13 protein-coding genes are annotated in these 12,242 nt (G+C 60.6%); 7 read left to right on the top strand and 6 right to left on the bottom strand.

Annotated elements, in window-relative coordinates; genetic code table 11:
* Positions 1–63: 63 nt before the first annotated feature.
* Genes AC1RJY_RS09935 through AC1RJY_RS09925 form a run of 3 tightly spaced genes read right to left on the bottom strand, consistent with a single transcriptional unit; the run spans position 64 to position 2,136 of the window.
* Positions 64–813: a lipoate--protein ligase family protein gene (locus AC1RJY_RS09935; protein ID WP_043806123.1), complete on the bottom strand. Its 750-nt coding sequence runs from the start codon at positions 811–813 to the stop codon at positions 64–66.
* Complete coding sequence (locus AC1RJY_RS09930; RefSeq protein WP_014922003.1) at positions 813–1,616, bottom strand: thioesterase family protein; 804 nt, start codon at positions 1,614–1,616, stop codon at positions 813–815. The genes AC1RJY_RS09935 and AC1RJY_RS09930 overlap by 1 nt, the downstream gene beginning before the upstream one ends.
* 31 nt (positions 1,617–1,647) lie before the next feature.
* Positions 1,648–2,136: a DedA family protein gene (locus AC1RJY_RS09925; protein ID WP_011775003.1), complete on the bottom strand. Its 489-nt coding sequence runs from the start codon at positions 2,134–2,136 to the stop codon at positions 1,648–1,650.
* 96 nt (positions 2,137–2,232) lie between these two features.
* Between AC1RJY_RS09925 and AC1RJY_RS09920 the strand changes: the two genes are divergently transcribed.
* Positions 2,233–3,216 carry a hypothetical protein gene (locus AC1RJY_RS09920; protein WP_210063748.1) on the top strand — a complete coding sequence of 328 codons (984 nt, stop codon included), beginning with the start codon at positions 2,233–2,235 and terminating at the stop codon, positions 3,214–3,216.
* On the opposite strand, the gene AC1RJY_RS09915 is transcribed toward AC1RJY_RS09920, so the two are convergent.
* Positions 3,213–4,715 carry an FAD-dependent oxidoreductase gene (locus AC1RJY_RS09915; RefSeq protein ID WP_498602233.1) on the bottom strand — a complete coding sequence of 501 codons (1,503 nt, stop codon included), beginning with the start codon at positions 4,713–4,715 and terminating at the stop codon, positions 3,213–3,215. The genes AC1RJY_RS09920 and AC1RJY_RS09915 overlap by 4 nt on opposite strands.
* Positions 4,716–4,782: 67 nt before the next feature.
* A complete protein-coding gene (locus AC1RJY_RS09910; RefSeq protein ID WP_498602232.1) occupies positions 4,783–5,274 on the bottom strand; it encodes a DNA alkylation repair protein in 492 nt (163 codons plus the stop codon).
* Positions 5,275–5,334: 60 nt separating this feature from the next.
* Between AC1RJY_RS09910 and AC1RJY_RS09905 the strand changes: the two genes are divergently transcribed.
* Positions 5,335–6,423: a PDDEXK nuclease domain-containing protein gene (locus tag AC1RJY_RS09905; RefSeq protein ID WP_210066063.1), complete on the top strand. Its 1,089-nt coding sequence runs from the start codon at positions 5,335–5,337 to the stop codon at positions 6,421–6,423.
* A gap of 6 nt (positions 6,424–6,429) precedes the next feature.
* On the opposite strand, the gene AC1RJY_RS09900 is transcribed toward AC1RJY_RS09905, so the two are convergent.
* Entirely contained in the window at positions 6,430–7,404 is a 975-nt protein-coding gene (locus AC1RJY_RS09900; protein WP_043470344.1) for a dienelactone hydrolase family protein, read from the bottom strand.
* 1,163 nt (positions 7,405–8,567) lie between these two features.
* On the opposite strand from AC1RJY_RS09900, the gene AC1RJY_RS09895 reads away from it, so the two are divergent.
* The 5 genes from AC1RJY_RS09895 to AC1RJY_RS09875 are packed head-to-tail and all read left to right on the top strand — an operon-like array spanning position 8,568 to position 12,242.
* Complete coding sequence (locus AC1RJY_RS09895; RefSeq protein WP_238324311.1) at positions 8,568–9,419, top strand: ABC transporter ATP-binding protein; 852 nt, start codon at positions 8,568–8,570, stop codon at positions 9,417–9,419.
* Entirely contained in the window at positions 9,416–10,294 is an 879-nt protein-coding gene (locus AC1RJY_RS09890; RefSeq protein ID WP_011775010.1) for an ABC transporter permease, read from the top strand. Before AC1RJY_RS09895 ends, AC1RJY_RS09890 begins: the two co-directional genes overlap by 4 nt.
* The gene (locus AC1RJY_RS09885) at positions 10,291–11,208 is read left to right on the top strand and encodes an ACP S-malonyltransferase (protein WP_498602231.1); all 918 of its coding nucleotides are present in this window, start codon (positions 10,291–10,293) and stop codon (positions 11,206–11,208) included. The genes AC1RJY_RS09890 and AC1RJY_RS09885 overlap by 4 nt, the downstream gene beginning before the upstream one ends.
* Entirely contained in the window at positions 11,189–11,935 is a 747-nt protein-coding gene (gene fabG / locus AC1RJY_RS09880) for a 3-oxoacyl-ACP reductase FabG (RefSeq protein ID WP_014922011.1), read from the top strand. Before AC1RJY_RS09885 ends, fabG begins: the two co-directional genes overlap by 20 nt.
* A gap of 13 nt (positions 11,936–11,948) precedes the next feature.
* On the top strand, positions 11,949–12,242 hold the full coding sequence (locus AC1RJY_RS09875) for an acyl carrier protein (protein WP_011775013.1): 294 nt from the start codon (positions 11,949–11,951) through the stop codon (positions 12,240–12,242).

Here is a 12,242-nt window from a genome sequence, read left to right as displayed (position 1 = left end):
TCGGGATACCTGTCTACCTCAGACTAAACCCGGGCACCTACACGCTCAACGGAGCTGTGGCGACTAGCCCAGCAGAGTCCGGAAGTCGCCGTCGACGATGTCTGCGTAGCCACGGTAAGCCTCAATCACGGCATCCTCCACAGTAGTGACATCCAAATGCGGCAGCAGGTCATTCGCGGCACCGGCAGTCGCGGTGTCCCACTCGAGACCGAGCGCGGCATAACTCGCCGTCAGGACGTCGCGGATGGGCTTGGAGTCCTCCACCACGATCACTGAGCTGAAAAGCCACCCTCCGGAGACCACACGCTGGGCCGTGCCGATGAGCTTTATGCTGTGGGCAGGGAAATCGGGGTCTTCGCCGTGGACACTGAACTCCCCCGGGCAGTACTCCCCTGGAATTTCGCCTACTGCGGCGTGGACGCCGACGCTGCGAAGCGCGCCGGCCAGGAGCTCACCAAATTCCGCGAAACGGGCTTTGGCGCGTACTATCGCGTCCGGGTGCGGCTCAATATGATCGATCACCAAGGTTCCTTGGTGATATGCCGCGGCGCGGCCCCCGGCCTTCCGGATGAGTGGCTCGAAACCGAGCTCCCGGCACGCTTCCTCGGCTGCGTGAAAACCAGGCAAATTCGCGTCGCGTTGACCGAAAGCAACCGTAGGCTGGGGACGGTACAGGCGCAGACACGGGCCGAGATTTCCGTTGCGGGCACGCTGGAGAAGCTCCAAAGCGAAATCAAGGTCTCCCGCCGCGCCCATGGTTTCTTTCTGGCGGTAAACCGTTAGCCGGCGCGGCCCTGCTTCCGAGTCGCTCATCAACTCTTCCTCAACGTCAGGATCTGTTCAGCCCGGCCGAAGGGTCCGTGGACATCATGAAGCACGGTGGATGTCAGGCCTATGCCGTCGGCTCCGAAGGAGACCTTATTGTCCAGCCCCAACCATTCACCCGACGGAGCGCGATACATGTGGATCTGAAGATCGACGTTAGGAAAAATGTAGCTGTTTTCACCCGGGGGAACGCGGGCCGCTATGCCGTTCGCGGTATCCACCAAGCCCATCAGGCGGGCAAGCTCAGTGCTGTCGTCCTGGTCGGTCAGCGGGTGGGACGTCCGTATCCACACCTTCCCTGATCCGGGGCGGTGTCCCTCCGCGAGTCGCATCTCCAAGGAGCGAATGTAACCCCCGGGCCACACACTTGCGCCATCCCACGGCTTGCATTCGTCCGGGGCCGGCATGGGCTCGTCTTCCACTGCGGATACGGCGCTGGTGTCACTGGTGACCATGCGCCAGGCGGCAGCACGGATGGCCACACGGCCTCCCGCTGAAAGCTCTGCCTGGATAAGTTCAATGGTTCGTCCCGGCCTGAGTGTCGAGGTGGTGACCTGGAAATCCCCGCCGGGAATCAGCCCGAGGATTTCGTAGCTGATCCGCGCCAGGCGGACATCGTTCCGTGGTTCATGGCGGACCAGGGCATCGGCGATGATGCCCGAGGCTGGAGCCATGTGTTGTTCGTGGGGATTCCACGCGCCTTGGGCGTGGATGGTGGACCGGTAGCGGCCCTCGCCCAGGGATTCGTAGTAAAAATCGCCGTCTGCCAGTTCCGGTAATGCAGTAGTCAACCCAGGCCTTTCGCCGATCCAGCTGTAGAACTCAGACCACTGTATCCGCTGATTTGGCCTTCGCCCGACGCCGTTGGAACACGACAACCCAGACAACGACGGCCACCAGGGCCGCGACTCCCACCGCAGCCCCGATCGGTGATGCCGCTGCTACCGCCAACCACGCCTCCAGAGCAGCCAGACCAATGGTGGCGTAGAGCAATGCCCAGATGACAGAACCCGCCACCGCCGCGGGCAAGTAACGTCGGAGCGGCATGCGGGCAGCGCCGGCCGCAAGGTTGATGGCCGTTTGGAGGCCAATGGTCAGGAAGGCGAGAACGACGGCGTACGGTCCCCAGCGCTGAATCAAGGCCTGGGCCCGGGCTGCTTTGGGTCGTTCCAAAGAACCACCGAAGCGGGTGTGCGCGAATCCGGCAACGGCTCCCCGCCCGATCCAGTAGGTGACATTGACGCGGATCATGACAATCGCGAAGAGCGCCGCGAGTGCGACGCCGAAAGGCAAACTCATGATCTGATCCACTCGACTTAGGCTACCCTAAGCATCACGCCGGTGAAGACTCGGTCTCCTCGACGGCCATGGCGAACCCCGAGCCAGTGGAAACCCTAGGATAAGTCCATGGACCTCCGCGACGCCGCCCAGGAGCTGTACGCCGTAACACCTCGTGATTTCACGGCAGAACGAGCCGCGCAGGTCCGCAAAGCGAAGGATGCCGGCCACAAAGACCTGGCCAAAGAGATCGGCAGCCTGCCCAAGCCGGCCGCCGGTGCATGGGCCATCAACATGCTGGCCGTTCACAAGCCCGAGGTGATTGACGGCGTCGTACGCTTTGGCGTTTCGCTTCGGACCGCCCAAGAGCAGGGCGACGCGGCGGCGTTCCGTGAACTCGGGCAGCAACGCCAAGGCCAACTGACAACCGCCGTGAATGCAGCCAAGGACCTCGCTTCCGAAATGGGAGCTCCAATCAGTGCAGCCGCGGCGGCCGACGTTGAGCAGACACTCAGGGCAGCCATGGCCGACGCCGGGGCCGCTGCCGCCGTAGGAACGGGCAGGCTGGTGCGGGGGCTCAGTGGCAGCGGCTTCGAGGCAGTGGACCTTACAGCTGCCATCGCTGCGGCAGGTCCTGACGACGAGGCGGGCCCCGAAGAAACGGCGAACTCAAGCGAAAAGGCCGCCCAACCAACGCCTGGGAGGACCACAAAGAAGGCGACCTCTGCAACGGCCCGGGAATCGTCCCCGCCGAAAACGAAGACACCCAAGGATGAAGCCACGTCCCTGGCGGACCGACGCGCAGCCAAGCAACAGGCCGCACTGAAAGAGGCCCGCAGCGAATTCGAGTCAGCCGAGCAAGCGGCCAAGGAAGCAGACGAAGCAGCGTCCAAAGCGTGGGGCGCCGTCAAAGAACTGGCCGAACGCCGAACAAACCTCACATCAGAGATCGAGGAAGCAAAGAAGCATCTGGCCGCCCTTGAAGCCGAACTCATCGGTATTACCCGTGACGTGGAGTCCGCCGAATCGGCCAAGAAGCTCGCGGTCAGGGCAGCCACACAGGAGCGCCGCGCCGCGGACCAAGCCCAAAGGCGCGTCGATCGGCTCAGCTAATCCTTCTTCTTGACCGGCGACTTTTGCAGGTGATGCGTCGCGGGTCCCTCAAGGTACTTTCCCTCCGGCGTGAAACGCGAACCGTGCAAGGGACAGTCCCACGACTTTTCGGCGTCGTTCCAGCTCACAATTCCACCCAGGTGCGCGCAGCTCGCCGAAACCATGCAGACGTTGCCGTCCACAGTGGACACTGCCGCTGGTTCACCCTTATACAGCCCCACCACGCCGGCTCCTTCTGCGGGACGGGTCTGATCTGTGATTTCAGGGTTTGCCTTGATTCTCGCCCTGTCCTCGACCATCCGTTTGGTGGCACCCGCGTTGAGGCGAACAGCCTGGAGCGCGCCCAAGGGAGAAGTAACCCGGTGATGAATGACGCTCGCCCAGTCGGACTGGCCGCCCAGGATATCCGAGGTGACGGACAGGGCGGCCGCCACGCCGTTGCTCATCCCCCACTTGTTGTAGCCCGTGCCGAAGAAGATCCGTCCGTGGCCGCGGGGAAGCTTGCCGAAGAACGGCATCAGGTTGGTGGCCTGGTAGTCCTGCGCTGACCACGTGTGGGTGACCTCTGCTCCGGGGTAATGCTGGGTTGCCCATCCGAGCAGGTCATCGAGGTGCGACTTCGGCGAGGTTGCGCGGCCGGCCGTATGCCCGTAACCGCCCACCAAGAGCAGCTCGCCGTCCGTGGTGGGATGGGTCCGCTGGGAGCGGGTAGGCGCGTCAATGGACAGGTACATGCCTTGCGGAATGCTGCCCGGAACGCGCAGGGCCGCCGCATACGAACGGTTGGGTTCCAACTTGGCGAAGTACAGCCCACGGTCCAAAATCGGTGTTCCCGTGGCAAGCACTACGGTGTCTGCCGTGAACGTGCCTTTGCGGGTGGAGACCTCCAAGGGCTGCTCCGAGCCCACATTCTGAACCTGCACCCCCTCCACAATCAGCCCGCCGTGTTCCCGGATATCGCTGGCCAGGGTCTCAAGGACATCCATGGGGTGGATCTGCGCTTGGTCTTCCAGCTCCAGCGCCTCCACTACCGGGAACGGCAATCCGGGATCACGGCTGAAATGGACATCCAAACCCGCGTCCCGCGAAACTGCGGCCTCTTTCCGGAGCCGCTGGCCGCCGTCGTCGGTGGTTGCGAAGGTGACCGCGGTCCTGCGCTGAAAGGGGACGCCTTGCTGCTCCATATACTGCGTGAGCCAGGCTTGTCCCGTCTTGTTGGCTTCCACGTAGGCCTGCACCACCTTAAGGGGATACTGGCCGCGCAAGGCCGAAAGCGCTCCACCTTGGAGGAGGCTGAGCTTCCCGGTGGTGTTGCCGGTGGTCACCGCACCGAGAGTCCGTGCTTCAAAGACCACCACGCGCTGCCCGGACCGGGACAAGAGCAACGCTGCCACCATTCCGGTGAGGCCGGCGCCCACCACAATCGTGTCAAAGTGCTTCTCATCGGGGATTGCGTCGGGCGTGAAATGAGATGTGCGGTCCAACCATAGCGACTTCATCGAACAATCTGCCTCTCAATTCACTGGCATGTGTTGAGGGAAACGCTAGGCGGGTCGCTGGTGCTTATCAAGGGGTGTCGGTGCTTGTCGCCAGCGCCGCTGCATACCGAAGTTCGGGGTCAGGATCGTCAGCCCAGCGCTCCAGGACGCGTTCAGCGCGTTCCTTCGCGAGCCCCGCCAGTTGCGCCATGAGCGGGCGAACGACATCTTTGGCGAGCGGGTCTACCAGCTCCCGGGTGCCGGCCTGCCTCATGAAGCCTTCAATACGGGTGAGGTCAGTGTTAAGCAGGACGCTTACTTTGCTCTGCAGCAGAACCACCGCCGCAAGCCGCCGTTCAAAGATCGGCTCGGCCCACAGCTCCGAGCTCAAGGCAGTAACGTCGTCGTGGTCCAGATTCTTGTACCGCTTCAGTGCGTCCCGCACCGTTCCCCGCACGGCCCCCACCGATGCCCCATACACCTTCAGGCCCCCGCCCAGGCGCTCACTGGCCTCCGCAGCTTTCTCCCACGTGGATTCCATCTGCAAGGTGTGGTCCACGAATTCACCGGCTTCACTCACCCGTCTATTTTGTCAGTGACTCCCCCTAGCGTGATGACAACAGCAACCGACAGGAGCAACATGCCGTCCCAAGAGCTCGCCACCGAGGCCTCATTTCCTGGCGTCCCCGCTGCTTCGTCCATGCCCGACTGGTATCCCACCTTGCTCAACACGGTGGCTCAGGAGGTCCGCGTCGGCAGGACCCGGGCGCTGGCAGCCGCAAACAGCGAGCTGTTGAATTCCTACTGGAGCATCGGCCGGCAGCTCGCCGACCGTGAATCCGAGCAAGGTTGGGGCGCCAAAGTAGTCACCCGATTGTCCGCCGACATCCGGACACGGTTCCCGGAAGCGAAGGGTTTCTCCCCCAGAAACCTGAGGTACATGAAGAGCTTCGCCCAAGCATGGCCGGACTTCCCCATGTTGCAAGCGCCGCTTGCAACATTGCCTTGGTACCACCAGATCGCACTGCTGGAAAAGCTCGACGACGCCGCCACGCGACTTTGGTACGCCGCGGCGGCTGCCCAGCACGGATGGTCGCGCAACGTGCTGACGCACCAGATTTCAACGCGCTTGCACGAGCGATCAGGGCAGGCCATCACCAACTTTGCCTCCACAATGGTCGCTGCGGATTCGGACCTCGCGCAGCAGGCAACCAAGGACCCCTACGTCTTTGACTTTCTGTCCATGAGTGATCGGCACACAGAACGGGACCTGGAGTTGCAGCTGGTGAAGCATGTGGAGAAATTCCTGTTGGAGCTGGGCCAAGGTTTCGCCTTTGTTGGTGAGCAAGTGCGGTTGGAGATTGCGGGGGACGAGTTCTTCGCGGACCTGCTCTTCTACCACCTGAAATTGCGCTGCTACATGGTGATTGAGCTCAAGGCCGTCAAGTTCGAGCCTGGATTCCTCGGGCAACTTGGCATGTACATGGCCGCCGTGGACGACCTCATGGCCCACCCTGACGACAAACCCACCATCGGCCTGCTGTTGTGCAAGGAGAAGAACAGCGTGGTAGCGGAGTATGCACTGCGCGGGTTTAACGCTCCCGTGGGCATCGCGGAGTGGAAAACTTCCCTTGCCGACTCCTTGCCCGATGAGCTGGTGGCGAGCCTGCCGAGTATCGAGACCTTGGAAGCGGAGTTGGCAACTGAGGCTGCGCGGCTACAGGGCTAGGGGAGTTTAGACGTTGTCCTTGAACCACGTCAGGGTGTCGTTCCACGCTGCTGTTGCCTGGGCCTCCACGTAGCGCTCACCTGTGTCGTTGTGGAACGCGTGGTCCACGCCCGGGTACACCTTGAGCTGGTGCTTGACCGTTGAAGCGTCCAATGCTTCCTGAAGTTGGGGCATCGCTCCGGTGATGCGTGCGTCGTTTTCGGCGTACACACCAAATACTGCCGGCTTGATTCCGGACACCTTGGCCAAGTCCGGTGCGGGACCGTAAAAGGCCGAGGTTGCTTTGAGTCCCGGGATTTCCGTGGAAGCCTGCCATGTGATCCCACCGCCGAAGCAGAAGCCAACCATCGCGATCCGGCCTTCTTCGACGAATTCCTGGCCGTTGAGGTACTCGAAGGCGGCTTTGAAATCGTCCACGTGCCTTTGGGCGCCTGCCTGCGTAAGAGCGCCGGGGACAGCGTCCGGATCCATATTCGTTGTGCCGCCTTCCCTGCTCAGCAGATCCAGTGCCAGCGCCACGTACCCTTCCTTGGCGAAGCGCCGGGCGACGTCCTGGATGTGCGGTGTGAGCCCTCGGTTTTCGTGGCAGACCAGGGCTCCGGGGCCCCTCTGGCTTTCCTCAGGCCGGGCAAGGTAACCGCTGATTTCCGTCCCCCCGGAGTCGAACTTCACTGTGGCAGTAACCAGACCCGCCGCGCCTTCTGGAACGGACAAAGGACTCTTGGCATTGGGAACCGCCGTGGTGGCCGTCCCCGGAGATGCTGCAGCAGAAGTGGTCGAGGGTATGGGCATCGGATCGGTGGTCCGTGGTACTTCGTCAGGAGTACAGCCCACCAAAGTCATGGCTGCCGCAGCCGCGGTCATACTGCCCATGATGAACGCCACCCGTCTGGTGAATGTCTTGTGCGACATATCCCCCGACCGGTAGTCATCGTAGAACTCTTCGATCAAGTACTTTTCGAACTTACCCAGCTGAGTCACGGTCAACCTCCCGAAGATGGCACTTATGCTCCCCTCAAATGAAGACGCGGACAAGGGTGAGACGGTTCAGAGCCACGAGCCCCCCGGTTGAAACCGCCTAACGAAGAGTTGGCGCTTGTCACGGAGATGCCCCGTCACGAAAATCCCCTATATGAGCTGTGTTTACCCTCCCCACGTCCCGGCATCTGCTGTTCATGCAGCGGTCACCATTTGGTCGCCCGAAAGTATCGAAACAAATCACGCCAGGAACGGAATAGGGCTTGATGAGACGTCCTGTTGACAGAGGATCATGCAGCTGATCGATTGCGGAACCGTTCCTGGAGCCGGTTTTCACCTCATAAGGCGCATCTTAAGGCTGCGATTATGACGTCTTCGGTCCCGTCCATTGCACCGCATGACCGAGCACTTTCAGAGCCCTTCCAACCCGCGCCCGATCGGCCTTAGTCGTGGACGCATATTCTCAGCAGCTAACCGTATGAAATGGTGAATCCTAATTGCAAAGTCCTGCTTCTAAATATTTTCACTGATTGTCATGCAATTGACTGATCGGAGCCTACGCTTCTCAGTAGTTTGATTGAGATCTCGCCTCACACCGCAACCAGAAATTAATTGGATGGCACCACTGCATGGCATCCGTAAGCGCTGAGCCAATGATGACCCGCGCAGGCACGGTGACCATCTCCCTGCATAGGCCGCTTGATGCGCGCCTGGAACCTGCCATACGGAGGGTTTCCCCAACCGAATACAGCAGCAGATGACATCCGCTAATGCACAAACATGTCGATAACACAGAATTGGTCTTTTCCGTGTCATTTTCTGGAAATCCGTAGTTGGAAGATGCAACGCGAGCGGAGTGCCTGTGGAACTACGCGCCCTTAGCTCATTTGCACTAAACAACTAGTTCCGGCTCTATGACCCGCGCGCAGGGCAGCGGACTGGAGGCGCTCACGAACCGCGGATGACTCGATCCGATAGCCACAATGCTCCGGTTTGCAGGGTGCGAATCCATCGGGTACGTTGTGGTTACTTTGTCGAATGGGGACGACATTTGTTGCCCCGCAGACCTGTTTCAAGGCACACAGTGGGGGCTATGCGTGACCAGTAACGTCATTAAAATCAGAGACCTTAACAAGAGATACGGCTCCTTACATGCCGTTCAGGATTTGTCGCTGGAAGTAGAGCGCGCATCAATTTTCGCTTTCCTGGGAACCAACGGTGCCGGCAAATCCACAACCATCGGTTGCATCACCACCACTCTCGGATTCGACAGCGGAAGCATTCAGGTCGCTGGTCTCACGGTCGGTAAGAACGACGACGAGATCCGACGGAAAATTGGCGTCGTTTTCCAGCAGTCGCTGCTCGATCCGACACTCTCGGTCCGGCAAAACCTCGACATCCGAGCAGGTTTCTATGGGCTCTCGAGGTCCGAACGAACTCAGCGCATCGGTGAACTCGCCAGCCTCATCGGCCTCGAATCATTCCTTGAGAAGCCCTACTACGGGCGCCTATCCGGCGGCCAGAAGCGCCGGGCTGACATCGCCCGGGCTCTCATCCACCGGCCTGAGATCCTTTTCCTTGACGAGCCGACAGCCGGCTTGGACCCGCAGAGCCGGGAGCAAGTCTGGCAGACCATTCACAAGCTTCGCGACGACGACGGTCTGACCGTTTTCCTCACGACCCACTACATGGAAGAAACCGAGGTGGCGGACCAGGTCTCCATCATCGACTCCGGAAAGCTGGTCGCCCAGGGCACACCGTCGCAGTTGCGTGAACAACACAGCAACAGCATCCTGACCGTCACCACGGATGACCACGCATTCCTCACGGAGTACTGCAAGACCGCCGATCTGAACTGGACACTCGATAACGATGTCTATCGAGTTGAAGTAGACAACTCGAAGCAGGCCCGGCACCTGCTCAATGTGGGCGCAGAACGAGTCCACGACTTCGAGTTCCGCCACGGACGCATGGATGACGTATTCCTTGCCCTGACATCCAAGAGGAGCGAACCGTGAACAGCGTCATGATTCTCAGTGGCCGTAACCTGATGATCTTCTTCCGCGACAGAGCCGGCGTATTCTTCTCCCTGCTCTCCGCGCTGATTCTCATCGCCCTTTACGCCCTGTTCCTCGGCAACCTGCAAGTAGACAACCTGCAGGCAAAATTCCCTGATGCAAGCAGCGCGGAAATCAACGCATTCGTCAATGCGTGGGTCTTTGCGGGCATCACTATGATTACCACGCTCACCACCGGGCTGGCCGCCCTCAACGTCTTCGTTGACGATGCGTCAACGGGCCGTTTCCGAGACTTCCTCGTCTCCCCCATCAGGCGGACGAACATGATCCTCGGATACTTGATCGCCAGCTTCGTCATCTCCGTGATCATGACGGCGATAGTGATCCTCGTGGGTCAGCTGTACATCCTCTTCCGCGGTGAACCGTTGATGACCTGGGCCCAGCTCGGACAGTGCGCCGCCGTGGTCCTGGTGTCGTCTGCTGCGTTTGCGGCGCTGTCCAGCTTCGTGGTCACCTTCATCAAGTCCAGCACCGCCTTCTCAGCTTTGAGCACGATCGTGGGAACCATTATCGGATTCCTTGCCGGCGCTTACATCCCGGCCGGAACCCTGCCTTCCGGGGTGGTTAATGTTCTGAACTCACTCCCCTTCGCGCAATCAGCCATGTTGATCAGGCAGCCGTACACATCGCAGGCACTTGAAGCGCTGACAGACAACCAGGACCAGGCCGTTGACGCAGTCCAGACTTTTTACGGCATCACAGCTTCGGTCGGGGATCTCGCCGTGACGAACACGCTGGCGATCTCTGTTCTGCTTGGAATGGTTGCCGTCTTCATCGCTCTGGGTTCCTGGCGAATCGGTCGGCGCATACGGTGACCGGCAACGAGGACCCGTGGGGAGGCCTCGAGTCCACCGTCGCAATGTTTCCGGGCCAAGGCAGCCAGCGCCCGGGAATGGGCAGGACCCTGACAAGGAACTACGCGGAGGCCGACGAAGTCTTTGATGAATGCTCCGATGCGCTCGGTCTGGATGTCCGGGAGCTCGCCTGGGATTCGTCACCGGAGCAACTGGGGAAGACCGAGAACACCCAAGTGGCGCTCGTCGCAGCCAGCATCGCCGCTTGGAGGGTGTGGACCCAAGTGGGCGGCAACCTGGCCCACGCCGTAGCCGGACACAGCATCGGGGCGCTCTCAGCGGCCATTGCCGGTGGATACATACCATTGGCGGACGGCATCAAACTGGCCAGGCGGCGTGGTCATTTGATGGCTTCGGCACCGGGGCACGGTTCGATGTTGGCAGTCGCTGTCCGTGGAGAAGACCAACGACATGGGCTCATCACCTCCGCGGCTACGTTCGGTCTGGACGTAGCCGCAGTCAACGGCGAACGTCAGGTAGTTCTCTCCGGTCCCGTCGATGACATTGAGGACGCCCGGAAACACTTCGGCGGCAAATCAACCCAGCTCAACGTCAGCCACGCTTTCCACTCCCGCCTGATGGAACCGGTGATGGCCGAATGGCAGGAACTATTGAGCCGCGCGCCCTTCCGTGCTGGAGACATACCCATGCTGGGCTGCACCTCACCCGGCCGGCTGGACACCGCCATGGAAGTCTCCAACGAACTCTACTTCGGCATCAGGCAAACGGTCCGGTGGGACCAGGTCCTTGAAGCTGCGGACAGCTTCGGGACCTGGGTTTACCTGGGCACAGCCAAATCACTTTCCCGTCTCAGACGGAACCAAACTCAAACAGTTCAGATCGTGGAGGACACGTATGTTGGACGTCGAACATAGCCCCATCACATTGGTGGTGGGCGCATCCCGAGGCATCGGCAAAGCCTGTGCCCTGGAACTTGCCGCATCCGGTCACGACATCGTGATCTTTTACCGGCAAGACGACGAGGGCGCTGCAAGAACAGTTGAAGCCATACAGGAATTGGGACGTAAGGCCCTGGCCGTCCGTGTCGACGTTTCGGTCGAAGCCGACGTCCGGGCGGCCTTCCGTGCGGTTCTCAAGGACTTCGGACGCATCCGCTCCGTTGTTTACAGTTCCGGGATCACCGCCGACGGTCTCCTGGCAACGATGTCATTGAACAACTGGGACCGCGTCATCAGCACAAACCTGACCGGCGCATTCCTTGTCTGCCGTGAGAGCGTCAAGGCGTTGAGGAAAACAGGCGGCTCAATCGTGCTGATCAGCTCCACGTCGGGTATCAGCGGACAGCCCGGTCAAGCCAACTACAGCGCCACCAAAGGCGGAATCAACGCCCTGACCCAATCCATGGCCAAGGAAATGGCTTCCTTCGGCATCAGGGTCAACGCTGTGGCACCCGGATTCACGAATACCGACATGCTCAAACAGATGGATGCCAAAGCACGCCGCGAATACACGCAGCACATCCCGCTGCAACGAATCGGCGAACCCCACGAGATCGCTGCGGCAGTGGCATTTCTCATAGGACACCAAAGCTCGTACATCACCGGCCAGGTCCTCGCAGTCGACGGCGGCCTGACCTCCTGAAGGAGAACTCCCAATGAACGACATTCACGAAGCCACTCTGTCCTCCGCGCGGAAGAGGACCGAACTCAACGCCCGCCTGAAAAACCTCCTGTCCGAAGGTTTGGAACTACCCATTACTGGTGACCAGATCGAAGACGACCAACCGCTCTTTGGGCGAGGACTCGAACTCGACAGTCTGGACACCCTCGAAATCGTGAGCTTGGTTGAAGAAGAGTTTGGTGTCTACATCACCGACGAAGACCGGACAGTTTTCGGGTCAATCAACAAGATTGCCGATTTCATCGCTGCCAACAGCGACGACGACTAG

This window comes from Arthrobacter sp. GW822-FHT05G07 (assembly GCF_058799755.1).
The sequence above is the reverse complement of the archived record's forward strand: the minus strand, read 5'-3'. Positions and strand labels throughout refer to the sequence as shown.